The organism is Clostridiisalibacter paucivorans DSM 22131 (assembly GCF_000620125.1).
Taxonomy (GTDB): Bacteria; Bacillota; Clostridia; order Tissierellales; family Clostridiisalibacteraceae; genus Clostridiisalibacter; species Clostridiisalibacter paucivorans.
In genome coordinates this window covers 22,228-48,080 of record NZ_KK211078.1, presented here as the reverse complement: position 1 = coordinate 48,080, position 25,853 = coordinate 22,228, and the positions used below count along the sequence as shown (strand labels likewise).

Sequence of the window (25,853 nt, the reverse complement as noted above, 5' to 3'; positions counted from 1 at the left end):
CCAAAACCATAAGATTTTATGAATATAATCATATAGCTTTGGCAATTCTATAATCAAAGTTAGTATCAATTTTGTTCTATATTATTTAATTTAATAGTTATTGTCAGATTGGATTTAAACTTCCTAAAAGCACAAAGTTATTTACAGACTCCGAACTACTAACTTTTAAATACTAACTCTTTTATACAGACTTATTTTCTTTTATCATTTATATATTTATTCATATCTTCAATATATCCATTTGATATATTCTTTATTATATCATTATTTACAGAATCATATTCTATATGATCAATAGTAGTTATAGGCAACACATTAACAGATGTACCGGTCATAAATGCCCCATCAATAGACATAAGTTCTCTAACTGATACATGCCTTTCTTCTATCTCATATCCTAATTCTTCACATACCTTAAATATCTTGTTCCTAGTTACTCCTAACAATACATTATTTGCAGGTGCTGTTATTATTTTTTTGCCTTTAACAAAAAATATATTGGATCTACTACCCTCTGTTATATATCTTTTTTCATTAACTAAAATTGCTTCAAAGGCCTTTTCTTTATCCATCTTTTCCTTGGCCTTCTTTTTAAAATCATTACTTACTATCTTAGCATTGGGTTTTTCCCTTTCACATTGTAATAATGTTGTATGTATCCCCTTCTTATATACCCCTTCGTCTGGATAATAACTATTTATAAAAAACATAGATAGGCTGTGTATTACTTTGTTCATATCTCCTAACATATATTTTATGTTCATATTATCACATTTATTTGCCTCTATTAACCTATACGTATTTGTTATTATGGATTCACTATTCATATATAAATTATTGCCTGCAAGCTTAGCAGATTTCTTCATTCTATCTATATGCTCTTCTATATAAAGGGGAATACCATCAACCACCCTTATTACCTCATATACAAAGGGACCTAACTGTCTATTCAACAAGTGTATATCTTTCACAGGTAAAATCTCACCATTTAATATAAAATAATCCTTTATAGCTTCAATTAACACAATAAATTCCCCCTTATTTCAATACTAGATAAAATTATGTCCTATTTATTTTCTGGCCTTTTCCAAAACTTCTTTAGCATTTTCTAATACTATATCCTTCTTTATTCTTAAAAGTTCAGTATTTTTATATTGGAATGTCTTAAGCATATCTTGTATAGATGAATGTAGCTTAATTATAACATCTTTATCCTTTTCTTCAAGTCTAACTTTTTGCCTTAATCTGTCTAATGCATCCGATATATTTTTAAGCATTCCATCCATGTCTAAAGTCTGATTTAATGCTGATGCTAAATATATTTGTCTTGCATAATATTTTATTCTAGATATCTCTCCATCTATATTTCCTTTATAAAAATCAAAAAATCTTGCTAAATTATAAGTCGCTTCATTGGCTTTAATTAGTGTTTTAAATATGTCTTTATTGTCTACCGCTAAAGCCAACCCATCTATTGCCCTCTCAAATGCAAGTATATCATCAGATGATGCCCCTTTTTCTATAGCTTCTTGTTCATAACTATTCCATTCTTGATGAATTAATTCTACTTTTTTCAATGTGTTTTCCCACATAGTATAAACAGCTTTATCCCTTTTTAAGATCTTATCTTCCGTTTTTATTGTGTCATCTTTCTCCTTTTTTTCTTCATCTCCCTTCTCTTCTTCATTTTTTGAATTGCTACTTTTCTCATCTTCAAGCATTATTACAGGCTTTTCTCTCTCTTTCTTAATCTTCTCTACTTCCTCTATTAATTTTTCATTTTCTCCATCTATTTTCTCTAAATGCTCTGATATCTTCTCCTTAGAATCTTCTTTCAATGGTTTTTGGGGCTTTTCACCACACCCTGCTAAAGTTAACATACATAAAATAATAAAAAATATTATAATATTTTTTTTATCCAATAATTATCACCTCACGGTTATTATAACCCGAGACAATCATCTATATAATAACATATTTTTATAACTTATAGGAGATTGTAAAAAGAAAAACAACCTAATAAACTTTTAGGTTGTTTCAAAATTATTGTTCATAAAAATAGTTAGTAGTTGATGATTAAAATCCTATGGATTTCTTCATTAAACTACTAACTACTAACTTTCTTATATCTATATCATTAATCTAATGCTCACGTGAATAGCGATTTTCTTCTTATTCAAATCTCAATGCATCTATTGGCTTTAATTTAGCCGCTTTATTGGCAGGATATATACCAAAAACTATTCCTACAAATAATGAAAAACCAAATGCTAAAAGTATAATCTGGGGACTGGATTGGGGCTGTAATTGACTAAATTTCCCTATGAGACTATTGACTACTAACCCAAATGTTATTCCTATAATCCCACCTATACCACTTACCACACTGGACTCTATTAAAAATTGCATCAATATATCCTTCCTTTGAGCACCTATGGACTTTCTTATACCTATTTCTCTGGTTCTCTCAGTTACTGATACAAACATTATATTCATTATCCCGATTCCTCCAACTAACAAAGATATACCAGCAATGCCACCCAACATAAGAGTAAATATCCTTGTGGTTTCATTTATATTCTTTATTATCTCTTCGGGTGTAAATATATAATAATTTCTTCTACGGGACTCTTCATCTGAAGGATATAACTCATCTAATGCAGTTCCTATATCTTGTGATAAACTCATAACCTCTTCTTTACTATGGGCCTTTATTCTTACATTGTTTATTCCCTTTACATCAAGTACCCTTTGCATTGTAGTAATGGGCATCAATACTTCTTCTTGTATCATTTCAAACATAGAAGCTTCTTTGTCTTTCAGTATTCCTACGATTTTATAATTGTCACCATCTATTTTTATATTTTTACCTATTGGATCTTCTCCTTGAAAAAAGGTGTCTCTAAACATCTCATTTACTACTACTATCTTCTGTCTATATTCTATATCTAGATCAGCAATAAATCTTCCGTCCATTATTGGACTACCATCTATCTCTAGATAACTTTTATCCACACCTTTTACCGAAACACTTTGCTTTATATCTTTGTACTTTATTTCCTTATTATTATCCAATATAGGAGATACTGTCTTTGCATTAAATTGGTCAAAAAATTCCATAGCTTCTTTATAATCCATAAGATCATTTTGATCCATTGGAAATATATTTACTTCTATCATATCAGAATTTTTTTCAAGATCAGCAGTAATACTGTGTGATGCCCCTTGTCCTATGGACACCAAAACTAAAATAGAAAAAACACCAATTATTACTCCTAACATAGTTAAAAAAGACCTTAATTTATTTGACATTATTTCCTTTACAGATAATTTTAAAATAGTAAGTATATTCATAATTTATTCCCCTCTATTTTCTTTTTTCCCTTATGATTTCCCCATCCTTTATCTCTATTATTCTACTGGCTAATTCTGCTACTTCATTATCATGGGTTATCAATACTATGGTCTTTCCTTTACTACTTAAATCCAATAATATATCTGATATTTCTGCACTGGATTTACTGTCTAAGTTTCCTGTGGGTTCATCTGCCAATATCAATGGTGGATTACCAGCTAAAGCCCTAGCTATGGCCACCCTTTGCTGTTGACCACCTGACATTTCAGTAGGTTTATGTTTTATCCTATCTTCTAACCCTACCATGCTCAGTGCTTCCAATGCTCTTTTTTTTCTTTCTTCCTTCTCCATTCCTCTATAAAGTAAAGGTAATTCCACATTTTCATAGGCATTTAATTTAGGTAATAAATTGAATTTTTGAAATATAAATCCTATCTTTTTATTTCTTACTATAGCCAGTTCAGATTCTGTATAGTTATCTATATCCTTTGTATCTAACACATATTTTCCAGAGGTACACGTATCTAAACATCCCATAATATTCATTATAGTTGATTTTCCTGATCCACTTGCTCCTACTATAGAAACAAATTCTCCTTCCAATACATCTATGGAAATACCCTTCAATACTTTTACTTCCAAAGACCCAGTATTGTATGTTTTTGTAATATCTTTCATTTGAATTATATGATTACTCATTAGCTTCAGTCTCCTTTTGAGGTGCAAATCCTTCCTTATATATAATATCTCCCTCTTTAATATCCTTTGAGATTATTTCTGCAAGACTCTTGGAAACTAACCCTACTTCTACCTCTAATTCCTTAGAACCCTCTTTTTCATCCTTTACTATTACATAGTGCTTGTTATCTCTATTGATTACATATTCAATAGGTACTATCAATGTATCCTCTTTAGCTGCCAATAGTATCTTTATATTGGCACTCATACCTATCTTAAGGTTTGCTGCCTCTTCTATAGCTACAGTAACCTTAAAACTAGCAGTTCCATTAGAAACTGTACCCATTTCTGAAATCTTTGTTACCTTTCCAGAAAGCTCCCTTCCTTCCAATGCCTCTACTGTAATTTTTGCATCTTGTCCTTTTTTAACCTTTAATATATCTAATTCATCTACTTCTATAGTAACTTCTAAATTATTTAAATTTGCTATCTTTCCTAATACCTCTTCTGATGTTATATTTTCTCCAGGTACCTTAGCTAACTCCACCAATGTTCCATCTATAGGTGCATAAATTATATTCTCATTTATTTCTTTTTTCTTTTTATCTAATTCTAATTTTCTATTTTCTAATTTCTTTTCTTGAATATCTATATCTCTCATATAGTCTTCATTTTTTATTTTACATATAACCTGTCCCTTTTCCACCCTTTGATTCTTTTCTATTAAAATATCTTCTATTGTTCCCCCTATCTCAAATGTAACCTCTTTATTAGTCTTCCATTCTAATTTTGATCTTTCTGGTGACGTAATTCCATTTACAATAACTCTAGCATCCATATCTTCTGCCAATGCCCCTGGATTTTTAATCTCAACAGTTACATCATACAATAGTCCACCATCTTCAGTACCATATCCTTCTTGACTAATCTTAGTAATTTTTCCTTCTATGCTTTCATAACTTCCTTCAATTAATACATATGCCTTATTTCCAACTGATATATTATCTATTAATGATTTATTAAATCCTCCAACAACTTCAATATTGTCCTTATCTATTATTTTAAGAAATTTTTCTCCCTCTGATACTTCATCAGATTCTTCTACAAATATATCGCTTACTACACCGCTAAATGGTACCTTAAAATTAAGATGTTCTGCTTTTTCTCTCATCTCTCTTAAATTCATCTCTTCTTCATAAATACTTAAATTACTTTGATTTATACCTATATTATCAACATCGTTATTTAACTCTAAAACTACATCTCCCTTTGATACCTCTTCTCCTTCATTTACATATGTAATCCCCACTGTTCCATCATTTTTTGCCTTTAGCTCTTTTACAAATCTAGACTCTATATTACCACTACCAGTTATACTAGATTCTATATTACCCCTTTGAACTGTAGTCTCTGTTTCCATTGGAGGCATCTGCATATCTCCCATAACATCATTACCCGATTGTCCCTTCATTTTGACAGTCATAAAAATAGCTGCGATTACAATTATGACTATTCCTGTTATTATAAGATGTTTTTTCTTAAATTTTTTCATATTTTCAACGCTCCTATCTAAATATTATATTTCACCTGCATCCATTATAGACATTCAATATAAATATATCAACTCATAAAGGTTACAATTATAGACATAAATCTTACATTTTTGTAAGATGCATTTAAAAGTATTATCTATACAGATGAAACTGTAATATATTTGTAATTAGTTAATTGTTAATTGATTATATAATATACTTGTTATATTAATATCTAAAACATGAGGAGGTATATATTTTGAAAAAATTTTCATTTATTTTTATATTGATTATAGCCTTAGCCTTTACTGCATGTAGTCCTAAAGAAGAACCTTCTGAATCTAAAACTCCCGAATCAGAAGAAACTAGTATAGATTCCACCGAAGAAACAACAAAAGAAGACATAGACAATATAATGTCAGAATATGATAGCTTACTATCTGGAAATGTAACTCCAGCAGATGCTGTAATATTTATAGACGAAAATATTCATAAACTTCCTAAGGAATATGCCGACGAGCTTATTGTCAAATTGGAATCTCTTCAAGATTCTTTTACAGAAAAGTATATGAATGAATTGTTCACAAATAATTATCAAAAAGAATTGATGTCATTTAGTGAAGAAGAAATAAATAGTGATGATATCATTGATAAAATTCCTAATGAAGAATTAAAGGAAAAAATAATAAAAATGAAAAAGGGTCATTTTAAATTTTTCAATTTAGAGGGAGATTACTATCCTTTTATTAATCATAGTGCATTAAAAAAATATAAGGAATATTTATCAGAAGATATAAACGCATATATAGATTTAATGAGTAAAGAATCCAACGAGATTATGACTAGAGATGCAGCATTGGCCATATCTTGGGAAGAATTAGCCGATAGAACAATCACCACTGAAAAATTTTTAGTTAAATATCCTAATGCAGTGAGACATGAACAAATAATGGATCTATATTATAGCTATATAACTTCATACATGTATGGTTTAAGTAATACGCCTATTTTTAGCTGGGAAGATAACAAGATTTTAGATGAAGTAAAGGACAGCTATGAAAATATTATATCTGAATATCCTGACTCTCTTACCAGCGAGATAATCAAGAAACATCTCTTAAAAATTGAAAATAATAACTATATAATAAATGATAAAATATTTGAAAATGGAAATAAGGTTCATGATTTAATAAAAGAAAAATTTGAATAAAAGCACCAACTAATAAATGAAGCATAGAACTAGTTCTATGCTTCATTTATTAGTTAATACCATATGTTGTTGTTCCACTCCAATCAATACATTAAAAATATCTCTCAATTTATCATTACACAGATTATCGTAATATCTTTTATAAAACTTTATTGCATGTTCTTCTCTCAACCATGCTTGCTTTAAAAGCTTTTCATCACTGTCATATTTTTCATAATTGGGTTTATGCAAAATAGGTAAATCTTTATGTCCAAATAACCTTTTATGTATTTTTGCATGCATAAATTCTATATTGCCCAATGCGTTAAACATATATATTAAATTTTGACTTTGAGCTAACTTTTCCGCTTCTCTATAGAATTCATAATTAAACATTTCTAATTTCATAGCCTTATCTAAAATATCTAAAGTATTATTATCTAATTGCATATTCCATATATCTAGATTATCTGAAGGTCCTGCTATATATTCACTAGGTGCTCCACAAAATGGACAAAACATACTGTCATCTAGATTATTTTGATGCAAAAAAGACATTTTATTTATATTATAATTATTTTTATTTATTTTCATATTACATAGCATGCATTTTTTATTTATATCCAAAACTAACACCTTCCTTGAATTTTTATATAATTTTAATAAATGAGATCTGTTAATATAATAACATATTCATTCTAAAAATAGTTTGCTTTTGTTAATACACTATCATTGACTTTTGCATCTAAATCTATTACCCTATATGTGAATGGTAATAGATTTAGATACTTTATTTGGTATGTAAAACTGATATAATCATAGCCAATCCCTTCCCCGTACAGGCAATCTGCCATTGGATTAGCTATGATTAATAAATATATAATTAATCGATCCATTAGATAAATGGGAAAGTAGCCTAGCACACTACTTTCCCATTTATCATTTTATCACTGTTTCTATCTCTGCTCCTCCAATTATTTCATTATCTTTATAAAATACTACCACCTGCCCAGGGGCTACAGCCCTCTCTTTTCTATCAAACAATACCTTCACCTTGCCATCACTGGTCATTTGAATATTCCCCTTTAGATACCAACCCCAATGACAAATTTTCATCCTAACTTTCATTTTACCTTCTAATTTATCAAAGGGTATAAAATTAGGATTAATACCCAAAAGTCCCTTGGCCAAAGTATCACTGTTTTCTCCCAGTATAACTCTATCATTGTTGGCATCAAGCTCCACCACATACATAGGCTTATTAAATCTTTCTCCAATACCCCTTCGCTGCCCTATTGTATAATTTACTATTCCTTTATGCTTTCCCAGTATATTCCCATCTACATCTACAAAATTACCTTTTTTTATTATATGGGGATAGTATGTCTTTAAAAACTTCTTGTAGTCTCCACTTGGTATAAAACATATACCATTGCTATCATCTTTTTTTGCAATATCAGGTAATATTGCATGAGCAATCTTCCTTATATAATCTTTAGAAGGATAATGTCCCAAAGGCATAAGTATATGTTCCAATTGACATTGTTTTAATGAATATAACACATATGCCTGGTCTTTACCACTGGCCTTACCTTTATAGATTCTATATCTATCTATAGATTTATCATATTGTATTTTAGCATAGTGTCCTGTAGCAAAATAATAGGCCCCATATTCTTTGGATATTTCCAACATTTTTCCAAATTTAATGGTCTTATTACATATGACACAGGGATTCGGTGTTTTACCCTGTGAATACATATCTACAAATTTATCTATAACAGAGGATTTGAATTCCTTTCTTATATCTAATATATAATGGGGAATAGATAGAATTTGAGAAACCCTTTTAGCATCCTCTATAAAATCACATTCATTAGATGTCAACATAGTTATACCTATAACGTCATAACCCATACTTTTCAATATATGAGCAGTAACAGTGCTATCAACGCCTCCACTTAATCCTACCATTACTCTATTATTTTTTAATTTCATATTATCACCATCATTTATATAAAAATAGTTTGAATAAAAACATTATACCACTACTACACAATATTTAAAATTTCTATATTAAAAAACTCAGTTTATGAAGTACTTCATAAACTGAGCTCATATGCTAGACAATATTTTTTTTATCTAAATAATCATAAATCATATGCCAATCATGTCCATCCATTATAAAATTCATAGTTTTTTCTTTTATGCTATCATAATGATCAAATATTTGTCTAGCAACATCTTCATTATTATACACCTTCCAATACCCTGTAAAAAGACACTCCTTATTGGGACAATCTATAAATTCTACTACATCATCTAAGGGATATCCTAAAAATATACCTATTTCATGAGGACACGCCCTCTCATATCTATTGCTTAATATCCTTAAATAATCTTTTACATCTGTTAATCCATTATATCCAAATCTTTCAAGAAATCTTCTATTCCTCTTTTTAGACAAAGTCTTTTTTAGCTTTTCTTTATTGTAAAATAAAATATTATATGTCTTATCGGTTTTCCTAAGTTGAAAAAAATCTAAATCAAATTGTTTCTCTATATCATTCCTATATTTTTCCCATATACTGTACAGATTTCTTTTGCTGTTTTTACTAAAAGTCAAAAGCACTGATTCTTTATCCTTTGTCAATATCGGGGCTATATTATAAAATAATACGGAATATATATACCCCTTATCTTGGAATCCATATATAGTTTCAAAATATCTCCTATGGGTCGCCTTGCACATTTATATCACTTTCCTTATTAACTTTCTGCCAATAACTTTCCTAATCCCTTGCACTGATCTACAGCATCACCACTGGGTTCTCCATTTACTATAAGACCATCATCTACTAAATCTCCACCGCAATTATTCATTCTCTCTTCCCAATCTCTCATCCATTTTCCATCACCCCATCCATAAGAACCGAAAAGAGCTATCTTTTTACCTGATAATGAACCTTCTATACTTTCCATAAAAGGTTCCATCTCTCCTTCTTCTAAAACTTCATCACCCATAGAAGGGCATCCCAATGCTATTAAATCACACTCTTCTACATCCTTTTTACTTGCTGAAGATACATCTATCATTTGTGCTTCTAAATTATCTACTCCTTTAGCTCCTTCTAATATCAACTCTGCCATCTTTTCTGTATTTCCTGTACCACTCCAATATATTATATTTAATTTTTTCATCTAAATCCCTCCTAAGATTTATTATGTAATTGATAGTGATTATCACTATCAATTACATAATAACATTTAATACATTTTTTATCAATACTTTTTTAACATTCTTTTTCAAAAAACATAAAAAATTAGTAGCTACTAGTTCAATAATAAAATCCGTAGATTTCTAATATCAACTAATAGCTACTAACTCTAGATTATTAATGTACCCTCTCTTATACTACTCTTTAAAAGTTACTACAACTATTTCAGGCCTATTAAAAAGCCTTTGAGGTACTATACTATTCCCTAATCCTCTACTTACTATCATAGATGTATTTCCTTTTATATATATACCTTGATAGTATTTAGGAAATAACCCTTGGTCTGGTGCAATTAATCCTCCTATCAGGGGAATCCTTATTTGTCCTCCATGGGCATGACCTGAAAATACTAAATCTATTTCTTTATCTGCATATAAATCAAACATTTCAGGTCTATGGGATAATAATATAGTATATAAATCACGATTTTTAATATTGTTCATATTACTATTTAAGATATCTATATTTTTATAAGATTCCATATATCCCTTTGTATTAAAAGCAGGATCATCAATCCCTATCATTTGTATACTATCATTATCTCTTTCAATATTTATAGATTCATTTCTTAATATAGTTACATCATTTTCCTTCAGTTTTCTCTCTAATGAATAAAATTTTCCTGACCATCCCTCATGATTTCCAGTCACATAATATATAGGTGCCATATCTTTGATACTATTTATCAACATCATGGCGTTATCTTCATTATATTTTCTTCTATCTATTAAATCTCCTGTTATCACAATCACATCTGGAGATTCATCCCTTATCTTCTTTAATATCCCCTTGTTTTTATTTAAAAAAACCTTATTATGCAAATCAGATATTTGGAGAATCTTAAACCCTACAAAGGATTGTGGTATTCTTTCTGATTTTATATCATAATGGGATACTGTAACTCCATTATTTTCATAATATAAAAATACTATTAATAATATTATTGCCAATAAATATATTATTGTTTTTCTCTTTCTTTTTTTCATTTAAATTCTCAACCCCTTTGATAAGTACCTTTCCATAATAGCATACTTAAAAGAGTTTTTCATAATATTTGTAAAAATATAGAAAAAGTTAGTAGTTAATAGTTACTGGTTAATAGTCGATGGTGGAAATCCTCCAGATTTCTTCATTAAACTACTAACTACGAACTACTAGCTACTAACTATTAGCTAATAACTATTAACTTTTTACTAATACTCCATTTTTATAAACCTCTGAAATATCTAACAGTGTATCTATGTTTTCAATGGGATTTTCATTTAATACTATAAAATCTGCTACTTTTCCTGTTTCTAATGTTCCATGGGTCTTATCTACGCCTAATAGTTCCGATGCCGTTTTTGTAGCAGAAACTATAGCCTCCATATTTGTCATCGCTGCCTCAGCCATAAGCTTTAATTCCCATGCACTTTTATCATGAAGATTAAAAGGTGTACCTGCATCTGTACCCATAGCAATCTTTACTCCAGCCTCTTTAGCCTTTCTAAAACTTTCAAAGTGGCTAGACATGACCCTTTTAGATTTTTCCACAGCATGTACAGGTATCCCTGCCTCTACTCCATTTTCTATTATAAAGTGTGGTGCCACCAATGTAGGTACGAGATATGTTCCCTTTTTCAACATTAGCTCTATAATCTCATCATTTAAAAATATACCATGTTCAATAGAGTCAATACCTGCCAACACTGCATTCTTTATACCCTGAGTACCTTGGGCATGACTGGCAGTTTTCTTTCCTGCTTTATGTGCCTCTTCTACTGCCACTTTTATTTCTTCAAAGGTTAATTGTGGTGAACCCGGTTCAACACCTTTAGTCATTACCCCTCCTGTAGCCATAATCTTGATTACATCTGCTCCTGCCTTTAATTGCTCTCTAGTTCCCTTTCTCACATCATCAGCGCCATTGACCTCTCTTCCCATTTGCCATCCATGGCCTCCAGTCATAGTTATTACCTTTCCGCTTGCCAAAAAATTAGGTCCTTCCACAAATCCTTCTTCAATAGCATTTTTCAATTCTATATCAAGGAAATGATATCCTCCCATATCTCTAAAATATGTCACTCCTGATTTCAAATGTTTTTTAAGATTGTTTATACCCCTAATAACAGTCTTTGCTTCCGATTCTCCAGTCATTAATCCAAAGGGATCTCCTATTGGCTCCATTAATATATGTACATGACTATTTATCATTCCAGGCATTATAGTCTTACCTGTCATATCTAATACTTCTATTTCCTTAGCATCTCCAAACTCTTTTTCTTTTCCTATATACTTTATCTTTCCCTCTTCTACTACCATACAGACATCTTCTAAAATATCTTTCCCTGTTCCATCAATAATTTTGGCACCTTTTATTAAAAATTCATTATCCATCAATATACCTCCCCTATATCATTTTAGACATTACACCTGCAAGTACAACTGATGCTATAGTTACCGTTATAAATCCAGCGACCAACATCTTTGGCAATATTTGATTTAAAATTATTTTTCTTTCCTCATCAGTTTCTCCTACTGCGTTAGCTACTTCATTAGATATAATAAATGTTCCTGGAAATCCAAATAGTGATGAAATACCTATAGCTATAGCCATTTCCTTTGTATATCCCAATACCTTTCCCAATATTAGAGATGTCAATGCTATACCTACTGATCCTAACAAAAGACTTCCTATTAATGGCCATAATAAATCCAATACCATCTGTGGTGTAGCCTTGGTTAAATTAGCAAATATTACTGCCATTAATGCTACCATTCCCAAACCAAATCCATTGGCTTTAGTCATTATATTTTCTTCCAATAAACCTATTTCCCTAGATATAATTCCAACGATTAAACACATAACATATTTATTTACAATTCCATTAGTTAACTCAGCTAATTTAAATCCTATAACAGCAACAATAGATAATTTAGCTAGATATATAAATGTAGTTTGTAAATTTTCTGGTAATGGTGGAATTATCCTGTATTTAGGCCTAGATTCAATATTGTTATCACCATTATCTGTTTCTAACTTTCCATCTTTATAAAGCATCTTTATCCTATTTGATTCTTTATTCAAACATATAGATGCTATGGGATAACCTAAAAATCCCTGTACTACAACTAATAAAGTAGTAAACACAACTATAGTTTCCAATCCCTTTGCCTTAGCTGCTTCCCCCATTATTAGGGCAGCAACTACTCCTCCTGATATTGGTGGTGCTGCTGTAACTGCATATTCTTTTCCCAATATTGGAGAGCCTACTAAAAACAAAAATACTCCAATACCAACTACTGCTCCTAATGCAATAATTACTGTTTTCCATTGTGCTTTGAGCTGACCAATATTCATCAATGTCCCCATATGAGTTATAAGTAGTGCAATAAGAATAGCTCCAATCTTCAACAATGCTGCATCTTCAAAAATAGTTAAAGGTAATCCATTCCAAAACCCTATTAGAAATATAGCTGAAGAAACAAATAGCATGGAAAAGATAGCCTTAGTCTTTGCAGATACAAAGTCTCCAATTGCATAGATAATCAATACTGTTGTCAAAGCATATAAACTGTTCATACCATCATACCTCCTTTTTTATAAAAATAACATCTTCACCTATGTAACGGTAAAAATATCTATTTATCACTTTAAATCAATGAAATCCTATTAGAATTTTCTTTCTATTCTATGAGTTTAATTTGCCTATGTCAAGGAATTAAATATTACAGTTATATTACATTTTAGGATAACGATTCCAATAAAAAAAGAAGACACTTCCAATTGAAGTGTCTTCTTTTTTATACAATATATATTCCTTCAAATTTTAAAGTCCTATTTTACCTTTTTTGTATATATTTAAACACGCATCTACAACTTTTTCATCAAATAAAATACCTTTATTCTTATCTATTTCTTTCATAGCATATTCTATTCCTAATGCAGGTCTATAGGGTCTATGGGATGCTATTGCCTCTACTACATCTGCCACAGTTATTATTTTAGACTCCAGTAATATCTCCTCTCCCTTTAGACCCCTTGGATATCCTGACCCATTAATTTTTTCATGATGCTCTAGAATTATTCTAGCTATGGGCCATTTGAAATCTATATTTTTTACTATATCATATCCACTTTGAGAATGCATCTTTATAAGTTCAAATTCTATATCATTTAATTTCCCTGGTTTGTTCAATATTTCAGATGGTATGCATATCTTACCTATGTCATGTAATATAGAAGAAATATAAATACTCTCTACCCGTTCATATGGCAATCCCATTTCTACTGCTACATTACAGGCTATTTTCGCTACATTTTTTTGATGTCCTGCCGTATACATATCCTTCTTTTCTAACATTGAACCTAAACTTTCCACAATCTCCATAAGATTTTTCTTAAGTTTTTCTTTCATCTGTCTTTCTTCAGTTACATCAGATATCAATACAGCAAATTTTCTTTCCTCTGGACTATATGCACTTACCCTATAGTATTTATCCAATCCTATAGCATAATCTTCAAATTCTATCCCCTTACCTGTGATAGCTACTTGTCCATATCTTTTTATCCAATAGCTTTCTGTTTTAGGCAGTATCTCTAATATGCTTTTTCCCAATACCTCTTTTTTTGACATACCAGTTATATCTTCAAAAGTCTTATTTACATCCAAAAAGACATAATCTATAGGTGTATTATTTTCATCAGTTACTATTTTATGCAATGCAAATCCTTGACTCATAGAAGAAAATAATAATTTATATTGTGTTTCACTTTCTTTTAATCTTTTCTGATTCTCTATTAACTTGTCATAATTGTATCTTAACTCCTCTTCATATGCAGTTAACTGTTGAACCGATGATTCCAATTCAGTTTTTGCATATAACAATTCCCTTTCGATTTCTTTTTGTTTTATATTGGCCATGGTCTTTTCAGAGATTAATTTTATAAATTTATCAATAAATAATAGCAAAGATTGATACTCCTCATCGGTCAGTACAGGTATTTCTCTCAATGACTTAATATATTCATCCTTATCAAATCCATATTTGTCACTATTAGAAGCAAGCTTCATTCTATCTTTTTCATCTCTAAAAAACTGACTTAGTAGTAAGTCTCCTAATTTTATATCATTTATAAATAACGGAATAATTGTCATTTCAATCCCATATTTACATCTCAATAATTTTAAGCCATTATAGTTTTTCTCTAAACGGGAATTATTGATACAATCCTCTATACACTCTTCACCATATTTTGATTCCTTCATGTGGAAATTATTACACATTTTACTGAAATGAGAGCTATAAATAATATTTCCTTTTAAATCTATTATTGCAATAGCAACTTTAGTCATAATATTAATATTATCCAAAAGGATTTTTATTTCATCTAAATCAATTATATCTCTCAATTTGTATTCCATGGTGATGCTTGCTCCTCTCTTGGATACCCTTACTGAGCTACCACAGCTGTTCCTGAAGCAGTTACCATAATCATATTACCACCTTGACCTAATACTTCATAATCTATATCTACTCCCACTACAGCATTAGCTCCTATATCTGCTGCTCTCCTCTCCAATTCTCTTATAGCCGATTCTCTAGCCTCTATTAATTCTCCTTCATATGATTTGGAACGACCCCCGAAAAAGTTAGTAAGACCTGCTGCAAAGTCTTTAACAAAATTCATACCAGAGATTACTTCCCCAAATACTATTCCTTTATATTCAACAATCTTTTTTCCTTCTACACTGGGTGTTGTAGTTGTTATCATAATTTTCCCTCCCACTATTTTATATATCTTTTATACTTCCCTCAATTATTCTATATATTCTTTTTACTTATAATATCACTATTTGGTAATATATTCAATTCTAATCTAAATAAAAAAATCTGCGTGACAGTATTCACGCAGATTTTTTTATTTATTTTGCTACATTTTCTCCAGCTATTTTTCCAAATACCATTATATCAGTTATGGCATTACTTCCTAATCTATTTGTTCCATGAACACCACCTGTAACCTCTCCTGCAGCAAATAGCCCTGGAATTATATTGCCATCAGTAGATATAACATGGGCATCTTTATCTATCTTTATCCCTCCCATGGTATGATGTACGGAAGGAGTTACCTTTTGTATATAAAAAGGTGCTTTATCTATAGATACTATGTCTCCCTTTCTATTAAAGTCTTCATCTTCACCTTTTGCTGCAAATTCGTTATACTTTTCAATAGTTTTTGTGAAGTTCTCTACAGATATATCAAAAAATTTAGCTACATCTTCTAATGTCTCTGCTTTATATATCAGTCCATCTCTCTCTAATTTCTCATATTCATTTTGATGTTTATCCATCTTACTATTTTCTGCTATTTTTGAATCCCAAATTAAGTATCCAAATTGATCTGATTGAGATATGATAGCCTCTGATATAACATCCCTTCTATCTAATTCTTCAACAAATCTTTTTCCTTCTTTATTTATCAATACTGCTCCATCAAACCTTGTATCAGCTACATATGAAATAGCTCCTGTTTTAGGATTGCATACAGGATATGTCTGGATATAATCCATTTGTATAAGCTCTGCCCCTACTTTTTCAGCCATTCTAATGCCGTCACCAGTTGCACCTACGTTATTAGTTGTTAAATAATTATCTCCATACTCTTGATTATATTTCTTACGCATTTCTACACTTGCGCCAAAACCTCCTGTTGCTATAACAACACCTTTATTTGCATTGAAAGTTAACTCTTGTTTATCTTTGTTTTCTGCTTTAACCCCTACAACCTTGCCCTTATCATCAGTTATTAAATCTGTTGCTTTTGTCTCCAATTTTATAGGTACTTCTAACTCTTTTGCCTTAGCTTTAAGCTTTGTTATAAGTTCATTTCCTGTAGCTCCTTTAGGTATCAAAGAACGCTTAACAGAATGTCCTCCAAACTGATATAAATGGTCTTTTTCAAATTCAACTTTAACATCATCTCTTAACCATTCGGCAGTAGATAGTGCATTATCTACTAAAGTCCTTACAATTTCTTCATCACCTTCATTATCTCCACCTTTTAAGGTGTCTTCATAATGTATATCTGTACTATCTTCTATTTCCAAATCTTTTTGAACCCAATTATTAGCTGCGGCCATTTCGCCACCAGAAATTAAAGTATTTCCTCCAACAAAAGACATCTTCTCTAATAATACTACATTAGCCCCTTGTTCTTTCGCTGTTATGGCAGCTGTAAGACCTGCACCGCCTCCACCTATTACTACTACATCATAATTTTCCTCTAATTTTTCTACACTTCCCTCATCACTTGATGTCTGACTATCTTGACCACATCCTGTTACAGAAACAATTAAAACTAATACCATAATCAATGACAGAAACCTTTTCATGACTAATTCCTCCTTCATATTATTTTAATTGTTGTTAAAATATTGAGTATTTATTAACAATCTATCTGCCATATAGCATTATATATGTTTTTTAATCTATTGTCAAAATATAATTATTATGCTTTAAAATGGTTTAAATTACATATTGTATAAATTATTTTTTTGTTTTGTATCAAAATCTTTACCTATTGAATAGTCTATACTATACAAACAAATAAAATATTAATATAAAGGAGGCTTTATCATGGCAGATGGTAATTTTTTAGGAGGTTTATTTGGTGGGGACGATTGCGGTAGTGAATTGTTATTTTTCTTTCTATTGTTAGTCATTATATTCTGCAATTGCTACGGCGGTTTCAATAGATGCTAAACCACCTTTCCGAATAAAAAAATAGGAGGGATTATCATGGCAGATGCTCAATGTGGATGTGGTATGAATAGTGAATTGTTATTTTTCTTTTTACTTTTAGTAGTTTTATTCTGTTATTGCTACTAATAATTAACTTAGCCAATATTTATTTATTAAATAAATGGAGATACAGTCATTAATGACTGTATCTCCATTTGTACAGTCTAATAAAAATAGTTAATAGTTCATGTAATAACCAGAAAACCCAAACTACTAACTATCAACTACTAACTATTATATATATCTCTTATCTTTAACCGCATATGCCGCTATAAATACAGTCAAAGGTATGGTCATAACTAACCCTATACTACTACATAGAGACCTTATTATCTCCATTGCTAATACCTCATTATTAATAGTATATATAAATTGATTACTAGATAAAAAATTAATAATAAGCAAAGGCATTGAACTGCCAGCATATGCAAGGATTATAGTATTTACCATTGTAGACATAATATCTTTTCCTATTTTCAAACCTGACAAAATTAAGTCTCTATTTTTCATTCTAGGGGATTGCTTTTTTATCTCAAACATTGATGAAGTTATGGACATACTTACATCCATAACAACCCCTATAGTACCAATAAGTATGGAACTCATATAAAGACTGCTAAAATCTATCTCTGCTCCTATATTAGTAACCAAAAACATTACATTTTCATCTGCCAACCCTGTAATCACTGCTAACTGGGAATATACATACGCAAAAGATCCAGCTATTATAGTCCCTCCTACAGTTCCCACTATAGAAACTATACTTTTCATAGTAAGTCCCGATATAAGTATGAAGCTAGTTATTATTATTATTATTGAAGATATTATGGAAATGAATATTATATTATATCCCTTGAGGATTGTTGGAATCATAAAAGTTATAATAACATATCCAGAAAAAAGTAATGAAGTTAATGATAATATGCCTTTTAATCCCCCAAATAATATCATCATAACTATAAAAATCAGAGCTAGATTTTTTATTTTGTCAATTCTCCAGATATTTATAAAATTACCAGTCAAGGTTCCTTTATCATCAATAAATAAATCCATTAATATCTTATCTCCTATATTTAATGGAAAGTCATATGGAGAGTACTGTATCCTCTCTCTATCTATAGTTATGATATGTTCCTTATATTTTCCTTCAAGTATTTTAACTTTTAAAATTTCTTTTTCCATAATACCTTCTATCTTTTCTCTTTCTATAACTTCTGCTACAATCCTCTGTCCACTAACTGCCCAAGATATTGTATTAATTAGTAATATTATTACAATAACAATAATCAATTTTTTCATAATATTTCTCCCCCTGTAATCTATATAGAATATTAAACTTTAGTAGTTGTCCATATTCAATAATATGTATAGTCAAGATAATAAAGTACTAATACTTTTAACGATTTATATAGATATCCATCTTCAACTTTTAAGATATTAATAACTAATAGCCCAAAAAATGCTAATAAAAAAGACTTCACTTAGTCGACTAAGTGAAGTCTTTTTTATTAGCATTCAGTTTATTTATTAAAGTATCTCTTAAGCAATCCTTGGAAGGCACATCCATGTCTAGCTTCGTCCTTACACATCTCATGTACTGTATCATGGATTGCATCAAGATTTAATTCTTTAGCCTTTGTAGCTAGCTCTTTTTTACCCATACATGCTCCATGTTCTGCATCTACTCTCATTTGAAGATTTTTCTCAGTACTATCAGTAACTACTTCCCCTAATAATTCTGCAAATTTAGCAGCATGTTCTGCTTCTTCCCATGCTATTCTTTTATAGGCTTCTGCAACTTCTGGCAATCCTTCTCTATCTGCTTGACGACTCATAGCTAAGTACATTCCCACTTCTGTACATTCTCCCATGAAGTTTTGTCTAAGTCCTTCTATAATTTCTGGATCAACATCTTTTGCTATTCCTACAAAATGCTCATCTGCCCATGTTAATCCTTCTTCTCCTTGAAGTATAAATTTATCTTTTGGGGCTTTACATTGAGGACAGACTTCTGGTGCTTCTTCTCCTTCGTGTACATATCCACATACCTTACAAATATACTTTTTCATTAGAAAAAACCTCCTATAATTTTCATTTATAATTGTTGTAACTATTACTCATTTGTAATTATTACAATTAATATTGTACTATATATAATTTATTTGTCAATACTTTTTTGTTATTTTTTTATAAATCTTTTACTATATTAGTCATATATTTTTTTATCACTTCTATATATTGAAAACACTTATTTAAAATGATAATATTAAAATCACACTCTTATAATTCTAAGGATATGGCTTAGGAGTTTCTACCGAATAACCGTAAATTATTCGACTAAAGTTAGTTTATCTCCTTTAATTAAGAGTGATTTTATATCAATCACAAAATAGGAGGAATACAAAATGAATAAAAGATATAAATTAAGTGAAGTCACAAAGGAACTAGTTATGGTCGCCCAAGGTATAGATAAGGCAGAATTAGTAATCAAAAATGGCAATTTAATTAATGTAAATACTGGAGAGATACTAGAAAATATAGATGTAGCCATTACCCATGGTAGGATTGCATTAGTTGGTAATGCAGACCATACTATTGGTGAAAACACTAAAATTATTGATGCCACTGGACTTTATATATCACCAGGATTTATGGATGGTCATATACATGTTGAAAGTAGTATGCTTTCCGTAAAAGAATATGCTAAGGCAGTTATTCCCCATGGAACTACTACTATATATATGGATCCCCATGAAATAGGAAATGTATTGGGAGTACAAGGCGTTAAGTTAATGATAGAAGATGGTAAAGACGTACCCCTTAGAGTATATACTGCTATGCCTTCATGCGTCCCTGCAACCCCTGGATTTGAAGATACAGGTGCCTTTATAAGTGCTAAGGATATTGAGGAATCAATGAAATGGGATACAGTGGCAGGTCTTGGAGAAATGATGAATTTCCCAGGTGTATTGTCAGGTGATGATGAAATGCATAAAGAACTTATAGCTACTCTTGAATCCAATAAAACAATTACTGGACACTACTCTATGCCTGAAACAGGTATGGGGCTAAATGCATATATAGCATCAGGAGTTCGTTGTTGTCATGAATCAGTAAGAAAGGAAGATGCTATCGCCAAAATGCGTCTAGGTATGTATGTCCAGCTTCGTGAAGGTTCTGCATGGCATGATGTAAAAGAAACTGTTCGTAGTATAACTGAAAATAATATTGATACAAGATTTGCAACTTTAGTTAGTGATGACACCCATCCTGATACTTTGATTACCAAAGGTCATATGGACCATATCGTTAAACGGGCCATAGAAGAAGGCGTTAATCCTATTACAGCTATTCAAATGGTAACCATTAATGTTGCCGACTGCTTCAATATGAATCGTGACCTAGGTAGCATTTCTCCAGGTAAATGGGCAGATATATTATTAATCAAAGACTTGACAAAAGTCCAAGTAGATAAAGTATTAATTAATGGGGAACTAATCGCAGAAAAAAATAAAATGTGTATACATATATCAAAATCAAATTATCCTGATTTTGCTAAAAATACAATGAATATAGGTAGAACATTAGATGCAAGTGATTTTGAAATCCTAGCTCCCAGCACTAAAAAAGATCACGCTTTGCTTAATATCATGGAGATCATAGAGGCTAAAGTAGGCACTTATGCCAGGAAAAATAGTCTTCCTATTATAAATGGAGTTGTTAAAAATGACTTATCAAAGGACATTATAAAGGCAGCAGTAATTGAACGCCATAATGCTACTGGTACCATGGGTAAAGGATTTGTTACAGGGTTTGGATTAAAAGATGGGGCTGTAGCTTCTACCGTTGCTCATGATAGCCACAATTTATTAATCGTTGGAACAAATGATGAAGACATGGCTTTAGCTGGTAATACATTAGCCGAAGTAGGTGGTGGTATGGTTGCAGTTAAAAATGGTGAAATTATAGCACTTAACCCTCTTCCCATAGCAGGATTGATATCAGAGGAAGATGCTGAAACTGTTTCACAATCTGTCGCCAAACTAGATAGCGCTTGGAAAAAACTGGGTTGTGAACTTGTATCCCCCTTTATGACTATGGCACTTATATCTTTAGCTGTTCTTCCAGAGCTTAGATTAACTAATAGAGGACTTTTTGATACAGTTAACTTTAAAAAAATAGACATATTCGCTGAATAAAAAATATATAGACCATAATGGTCTATATATTTTTTATATAATATTATTTATACATTTTTGGTTTTCCCCAATATTCGATGCTATTATATTCAGGATAATAGGATCTAAAATAGACCCATATTGGGGATTTGTCCAAAAATTTGTGTGTTTCAAAAAATATCCTGTCTCCATATCTAATAGCTTCCAATGCCAACGGTAGTTCTCTATTAAATATTTCATATCTCTTTTTTGCCCTATCTTTTCCTATTGGTCCAGAAACATAACAATGTACAATCATGACATACTTATCATTTAAAATTCTCCATTCTGCCAACACTTCATCTCTTAAAGGGTTTATATTTTCATAAGCATAATATAGACCTATTGTCAAAAAAAGTTCTCCAGTAGTATCTGAATGTGTTAGAGTATATCTTCTAGGAATAATTGGTCCAGTCTCATCGACACCCTTCTTAAATTCTACATTGAGTTTCTCAGGATTTAAGGTTTTCATATTAACACTTCCTTATTAACAAATAATAACCCATTATTTTATTATATTAAAATCCTGAGACAATAGTTCATTATAAAAATAACTCTGGTTCTCTTCTATTAGAAAATTCAACTTCTAGTTCGTATTTATGCCTCAGATAATCTCTGTCATCAAAATACTTTGCATTAGCTGGACATTTTTTAATACATGCTCCACATTTTATACATATACCATCTAATTTAGATACATCTTTATAATTAATAGAACCCATAGGACATAGCTTGGCACATAATTTACAGTCTATGCAGTTACTATTAGTCTTTGGCTTAACTTTTCTAATATCAACAGCATTGTCCCCTTTATCTTTAGGCATATAATATTTCCTATAGGGCCTATTGCCCTTTACATCTATCATTTGAATTTCATCTTTTCCCATTTTTATTTTATTGTGGATTTTATTAGCAAAATCCCTCACTATAGACATATCTTTATCATCAGGTCTATTCTTGGCAAGTGTCTTAGAAAAGGAATGTTCTCCTATAAATGCACCCCCTGCTATTGTTTTAAATCCTCTTGAGTTAAGAATATCCTTTAGTTCTATTAGTGCATCATCATAATTCCTATTTCCATAAAGAACTATGGGGACTGACAATGTATTACTCCCTACCATATTATTTAGATATTTCAACAATATATTGGGAACTCTCCCAGCGTATACTGGTACTCCTATTACTACCATATCTTTTTGTCCAAAGTTTAGTGGCTTCTTTCTAGTTTCAGGTAATGTAAAGTCAATATTATTTATAATTATTTCCCCATCCATACCTTCATAAATTTCATTTACTATTTCACATACTACTGTCTTTGTCGTATCTGTAGGACTAAAATACATTCCATGAATTCTCTCGATCATAAAATCACTCCTAATATAATATTGTGTTACATTATAATTTTGATGTTATACTGGAAAATCCTCTATCTACATATAAAAAGCTCCTTCCTGATTTCAATCTAACTAACAATTGTCATCAGAAAGGAGTATTGATTTTATTTAGATTATGCAGCTGGTCCATCCATATCTTCTTCATTTTCTTCATATTCATCCATAAGTGCTTCAAATCGATCCATCTCACGTATAAATTTCTGCTTTTTATGAGCACGTCGAACACTATCTATAAGCATAATACTCATAAGTGTCAAAATAATAGCAAATGGAAGACCAGTCCCAATTACTGCAGTTCTAAGTGCCTTAAGGGCTGCTTCGCCCCCAATCAAAAGGAGTATTATAGCAATTAGTCCTTCCATACAAGCCCAAAATACACGTTGTGGAACTGGAGAATTTAATTTTCCTCCTGATGTAATATTATCAACAACTAAAGAACCTGAATCACTAGATGTTACAAAGAAAGATATAACCAACAAAGTTCCCAATATTGATAATAGGGTTCGTAGAATTCCTTCAAATATTGGTGATTGTAAATACTGTAACATTTCAAATAATGCCACTGGCAAATTACTTCCCACTGTTTCAAACAATGCACCATTTTGCATAGCATTTATTTGTATAGCTGTTCCTCCAAATGTAGTTAGCCAAAGAAAGGACAATAATGAAGGAACAAGCATTACTGCCAATACGAACTCTCTAATAGTACGCCCTTTGGAAATTCTAGCAATAAACATACCCACAAATGGTGACCAGGAAATCCACCATGCCAAATAAAATACAGACCATTTTCCTTGCCATGCACCCCCACTATCTCCTACATAAAATGCCGATTGAATAAAATTATTTAAATAAACTCCTAAAGAATTACTAAATAGCTTAATAATATAACTAGTGGGTCCAAGGATTAGCACTATCACCATAAATATAAATGCCATCCTAATATTTAACTCAGAAAGTATTTTTACCCCTTTATCAAGACCCGAAACAACACTAATAGTGGCCATAGCTGTAATTATACAAATTAATACTACTTGAGTTGTTACACTTATTTGTATCCCAAATAAATAATTTAATCCACTATTAATTTGTTGTACACCTAATCCCAACGAAGTGGCCAATCCAAAAAGACAGGCTACTACTGCTAAAATATCAATCATATCTCCCCATATCCCAAAAATTCTATCCTTTAATAATGGATAAAATACAGACCTGAGAGATAAAGGTAATTTTTTATTATATGCAAAAAATGATAAAGCTAATGCAATCAATGCATATATACCCCATGGATGTAATCCCCAATGAAAAAAAGTAGTTGCCATAGCTTGAGCTGCAGAATGACCATTTTCGAATATTGGTGGACTTTGCATTTCATGATATAGAGGCTCCCCTACTGCCCAAAACATTAGCCCTATACCCATACCAGCAGAAATTAACATGGAATACCATGCAAAATTACCAAATGATGGGCGAGCATTAACCCCACCAATCCTTACATTTCCTAGCTTTGAAAACGCCATCACTACACTAACAATAATAAACAAATTACTACTTAGGATAAATAACCAATCCCAATTGGAAACAATCGCTATATTTAATGCACTAAATACAGCACTAGCCCTATCTAAATCCAGAAATGCAAATAGAGAAAATATAAAAATAATAAATCCCGCTCCCATAGATACCACAGGATTCATATCCAATCCAAATTTGTTAAAATTTCTACTAAACAATTTTTCTTCCATCGTTGTTCGTAGTTTTTTATCCATATATTTAGAACCACTCCTTCCATAAATTTATAATATAGTAATAACTATTTTATGTATTTATTACATATTTTTACTTTTTCATGGAGGCGTATAACCAAAAAAGACACTCTAACTCTTCAATATTAAAGAGTTAGAGTGTCTAAGTTTCGACAAATTGCCTCACTTTATACCATCAATGATAGTATAGTGCATACCTTATTTGGCCTGCACAGCACCCAGTTCTTAATTTATGTTTTTCAACACCCTTTCCCTTCTTTTATGGAAAACTTACATTAGTCTGCCTCAATACGGTACATACTAACCCTCGCAATCCAAGTTACTCCAAGTGTTTACTTCACATTAGATTTTATTGACTAATCTCAATTATATCATGTATTATATATATATTGCAATACGACACTTTTTGACATTTTATGAAAATATTATCTGAATCTTTTGAACTTTGTTAATTTTAAGATTTTTCCCAATTATCTGGACATTTAGAAAAAATCGTGGTAATATAATAAAGTACTACCTTACATTTATTTCTAAAATTCAAATTCTTAAAGGAGGGATTAATCGATGCAAGAAAGTAAAAACAATCAGCGTGAAAACTGGGGGTCTCGTATTGGGTTCATCATGGCAGCCGCCGGTTCAGCAGTAGGTCTTGGAAATAT

The 25,853-nt window shown here is 30.8% G+C and carries 22 protein-coding genes and 1 riboswitch; of the genes, 2 read left to right on the top strand and 20 right to left on the bottom strand.

The window, feature by feature from the left end:
- Positions 1-191: 191 nt before the first annotated feature.
- The 5 genes from Q326_RS17745 to Q326_RS0116055 all read right to left on the bottom strand — a co-directional run bounded on the left by Q326_RS17745 (position 192) and on the right by Q326_RS0116055 (position 5,585).
- Positions 192-1,025 (bottom strand): aminotransferase class IV, encoded by an 834-nt coding sequence (locus Q326_RS17745; protein ID WP_245592125.1) that lies wholly within the window; start codon positions 1,023-1,025, stop codon positions 192-194.
- A 45-nt stretch (positions 1,026-1,070) separates the two neighbouring features.
- A complete protein-coding gene (locus Q326_RS0116070; protein WP_026896270.1) occupies positions 1,071-1,922 on the bottom strand; it encodes a hypothetical protein in 852 nt (283 codons plus the stop codon).
- 250 nt (positions 1,923-2,172) lie between these two features.
- Positions 2,173-3,354: an ABC transporter permease gene (locus tag Q326_RS0116065; protein ID WP_026896269.1), complete on the bottom strand. Its 1,182-nt coding sequence runs from the start codon at positions 3,352-3,354 to the stop codon at positions 2,173-2,175.
- 13 nt (positions 3,355-3,367) lie between these two features.
- Positions 3,368-4,054, bottom strand: a complete 687-nt coding sequence (locus tag Q326_RS0116060) for an ABC transporter ATP-binding protein (protein ID WP_034602612.1) — start codon at positions 4,052-4,054, stop codon at positions 3,368-3,370.
- Positions 4,047-5,585 carry an RND family efflux transporter gene (locus tag Q326_RS0116055; protein WP_026896267.1) on the bottom strand — a complete coding sequence of 513 codons (1,539 nt, stop codon included), beginning with the start codon at positions 5,583-5,585 and terminating at the stop codon, positions 4,047-4,049. Before Q326_RS0116055 ends, Q326_RS0116060 begins: the two co-directional genes overlap by 8 nt.
- Positions 5,586-5,824: 239 nt before the next feature.
- On the opposite strand from Q326_RS0116055, the gene Q326_RS0116050 reads away from it, so the two are divergent.
- A complete protein-coding gene (locus Q326_RS0116050) occupies positions 5,825-6,775 on the top strand; it encodes a hypothetical protein (RefSeq protein WP_026896266.1) in 951 nt (316 codons plus the stop codon).
- Positions 6,776-6,817: 42 nt separating this feature from the next.
- On the opposite strand, the gene Q326_RS0116045 is transcribed toward Q326_RS0116050, so the two are convergent.
- From Q326_RS0116045 to Q326_RS0115980, 12 genes are all read right to left on the bottom strand, one after another.
- Positions 6,818-7,381 carry a ferritin family protein gene (locus Q326_RS0116045; RefSeq protein ID WP_051531587.1) on the bottom strand — a complete coding sequence of 188 codons (564 nt, stop codon included), beginning with the start codon at positions 7,379-7,381 and terminating at the stop codon, positions 6,818-6,820.
- Between the two features lie 312 nt (positions 7,382-7,693).
- Positions 7,694-8,752: a tRNA 2-thiouridine(34) synthase MnmA gene (gene mnmA / locus Q326_RS0116040; protein WP_026896264.1), complete on the bottom strand. Its 1,059-nt coding sequence runs from the start codon at positions 8,750-8,752 to the stop codon at positions 7,694-7,696.
- A gap of 124 nt (positions 8,753-8,876) precedes the next feature.
- Entirely contained in the window at positions 8,877-9,506 is a 630-nt protein-coding gene (locus tag Q326_RS0116035; protein WP_026896263.1) for a DUF3793 family protein, read from the bottom strand.
- 17 nt (positions 9,507-9,523) lie between these two features.
- The gene (locus tag Q326_RS0116030; RefSeq protein WP_026896262.1) at positions 9,524-9,955 is read right to left on the bottom strand and encodes a flavodoxin; all 432 of its coding nucleotides are present in this window, start codon (positions 9,953-9,955) and stop codon (positions 9,524-9,526) included.
- 214 nt (positions 9,956-10,169) lie between these two features.
- On the bottom strand, positions 10,170-11,018 hold the full coding sequence (locus Q326_RS0116025) for a metallophosphoesterase (protein WP_026896261.1): 849 nt from the start codon (positions 11,016-11,018) through the stop codon (positions 10,170-10,172).
- Positions 11,019-11,214: 196 nt separating this feature from the next.
- On the bottom strand, positions 11,215-12,408 hold the full coding sequence (locus tag Q326_RS0116020; protein ID WP_034602609.1) for a metal-dependent hydrolase family protein: 1,194 nt from the start codon (positions 12,406-12,408) through the stop codon (positions 11,215-11,217).
- A 13-nt stretch (positions 12,409-12,421) separates the two neighbouring features.
- Positions 12,422-13,594 (bottom strand): membrane protein, encoded by a 1,173-nt coding sequence (locus Q326_RS0116015; protein ID WP_026896259.1) that lies wholly within the window; start codon positions 13,592-13,594, stop codon positions 12,422-12,424.
- Between the two features lie 247 nt (positions 13,595-13,841).
- Positions 13,842-15,437, bottom strand: a complete 1,596-nt coding sequence (locus Q326_RS18100) for an HD domain-containing phosphohydrolase (protein ID WP_051531585.1) — start codon at positions 15,435-15,437, stop codon at positions 13,842-13,844.
- Between the two features lie 29 nt (positions 15,438-15,466).
- Positions 15,467-15,787, bottom strand: a complete 321-nt coding sequence (locus Q326_RS0116005; RefSeq protein ID WP_026896258.1) for a putative heavy metal-binding protein — start codon at positions 15,785-15,787, stop codon at positions 15,467-15,469.
- A 151-nt stretch (positions 15,788-15,938) separates the two neighbouring features.
- Positions 15,939-17,408, bottom strand: a complete 1,470-nt coding sequence (locus Q326_RS0116000) for a flavocytochrome c (RefSeq protein WP_156936342.1) — start codon at positions 17,406-17,408, stop codon at positions 15,939-15,941.
- A 643-nt stretch (positions 17,409-18,051) separates the two neighbouring features.
- Positions 18,052-19,116 carry a YibE/F family protein gene (locus Q326_RS0115985; protein WP_026896256.1) on the bottom strand — a complete coding sequence of 355 codons (1,065 nt, stop codon included), beginning with the start codon at positions 19,114-19,116 and terminating at the stop codon, positions 18,052-18,054.
- 221 nt (positions 19,117-19,337) lie between these two features.
- Positions 19,338-19,886, bottom strand: coding sequence for an NADH peroxidase (locus Q326_RS0115980; protein WP_026896255.1), 549 nt, complete (start codon positions 19,884-19,886; stop codon positions 19,338-19,340).
- Positions 19,887-20,075: 189 nt separating this feature from the next.
- Positions 20,076-20,176: riboswitch (purine riboswitch) on the top strand.
- Positions 20,177-20,222: 46 nt separating this feature from the next.
- On the opposite strand from Q326_RS0115980, the gene ade reads away from it, so the two are divergent.
- Positions 20,223-22,016 carry an adenine deaminase gene (ade, locus tag Q326_RS0115975; RefSeq protein ID WP_026896254.1) on the top strand — a complete coding sequence of 598 codons (1,794 nt, stop codon included), beginning with the start codon at positions 20,223-20,225 and terminating at the stop codon, positions 22,014-22,016.
- 43 nt (positions 22,017-22,059) lie between these two features.
- Here the strand turns inward: ade and Q326_RS0115970 are convergent, their stop codons facing one another.
- From Q326_RS0115970 to Q326_RS0115960, 3 genes are all read right to left on the bottom strand, one after another.
- A complete protein-coding gene (locus tag Q326_RS0115970) occupies positions 22,060-22,506 on the bottom strand; it encodes a staygreen family protein (protein ID WP_026896253.1) in 447 nt (148 codons plus the stop codon).
- Positions 22,507-22,576: 70 nt separating this feature from the next.
- A complete protein-coding gene (locus Q326_RS0115965) occupies positions 22,577-23,398 on the bottom strand; it encodes an EFR1 family ferrodoxin (protein WP_026896252.1) in 822 nt (273 codons plus the stop codon).
- 143 nt (positions 23,399-23,541) lie between these two features.
- Positions 23,542-25,197 carry a BCCT family transporter gene (locus tag Q326_RS0115960; RefSeq protein ID WP_034602606.1) on the bottom strand — a complete coding sequence of 552 codons (1,656 nt, stop codon included), beginning with the start codon at positions 25,195-25,197 and terminating at the stop codon, positions 23,542-23,544.
- Positions 25,198-25,853: the final 656 nt, after the last annotated feature.

What these genes read in the sequence shown, in the direction of transcription:
- Q326_RS0116065 (WP_026896269.1), bottom strand. Translation starts at nt 3,354, where the DNA reads ATGAATATACTTACTATTTTAAAATTATCTGTAAAGGAAATAATGTCA.
- Q326_RS0116060 (WP_034602612.1), bottom strand. Translation starts at nt 4,054, where the DNA reads ATGAGTAATCATATAATTCAAATGAAAGATATTACAAAAACATACAAT.
- Q326_RS0116055 (WP_026896267.1), bottom strand. Translation starts at nt 5,585, where the DNA reads ATGAAAAAATTTAAGAAAAAACATCTTATAATAACAGGAATAGTCATA.
- mnmA (WP_026896264.1), bottom strand. Translation starts at nt 8,752, where the DNA reads ATGAAATTAAAAAATAATAGAGTAATGGTAGGATTAAGTGGAGGCGTT.
- Q326_RS0116035 (WP_026896263.1), bottom strand. Translation starts at nt 9,506, where the DNA reads ATGTGCAAGGCGACCCATAGGAGATATTTTGAAACTATATATGGATTC.
- Q326_RS0116030 (WP_026896262.1), bottom strand. Translation starts at nt 9,955, where the DNA reads ATGAAAAAATTAAATATAATATATTGGAGTGGTACAGGAAATACAGAA.
- Q326_RS0116025 (WP_026896261.1), bottom strand. Translation starts at nt 11,018, where the DNA reads ATGAAAAAAAGAAAGAGAAAAACAATAATATATTTATTGGCAATAATA.
- Q326_RS0116020 (WP_034602609.1), bottom strand. Translation starts at nt 12,408, where the DNA reads ATGGATAATGAATTTTTAATAAAAGGTGCCAAAATTATTGATGGAACA.
- Q326_RS0116015 (WP_026896259.1), bottom strand. Translation starts at nt 13,594, where the DNA reads ATGAACAGTTTATATGCTTTGACAACAGTATTGATTATCTATGCAATT.
- Q326_RS18100 (WP_051531585.1), bottom strand. Translation starts at nt 15,437, where the DNA reads ATGGAATACAAATTGAGAGATATAATTGATTTAGATGAAATAAAAATC.
- Q326_RS0116005 (WP_026896258.1), bottom strand. Translation starts at nt 15,787, where the DNA reads ATGATAACAACTACAACACCCAGTGTAGAAGGAAAAAAGATTGTTGAA.
- Q326_RS0116000 (WP_156936342.1), bottom strand. Translation starts at nt 17,408, where the DNA reads ATGAAAAGGTTTCTGTCATTGATTATGGTATTAGTTTTAATTGTTTCT.
- Q326_RS0115985 (WP_026896256.1), bottom strand. Translation starts at nt 19,116, where the DNA reads ATGAAAAAATTGATTATTGTTATTGTAATAATATTACTAATTAATACA.
- Q326_RS0115980 (WP_026896255.1), bottom strand. Translation starts at nt 19,886, where the DNA reads ATGAAAAAGTATATTTGTAAGGTATGTGGATATGTACACGAAGGAGAA.
- ade (WP_026896254.1), top strand. Translation starts at nt 20,223, where the DNA reads ATGAATAAAAGATATAAATTAAGTGAAGTCACAAAGGAACTAGTTATG.
- Q326_RS0115970 (WP_026896253.1), bottom strand. Translation starts at nt 22,506, where the DNA reads ATGAAAACCTTAAATCCTGAGAAACTCAATGTAGAATTTAAGAAGGGT.
- Q326_RS0115965 (WP_026896252.1), bottom strand. Translation starts at nt 23,398, where the DNA reads ATGATCGAGAGAATTCATGGAATGTATTTTAGTCCTACAGATACGACA.
- Q326_RS0115960 (WP_034602606.1), bottom strand. Translation starts at nt 25,197, where the DNA reads ATGGATAAAAAACTACGAACAACGATGGAAGAAAAATTGTTTAGTAGA.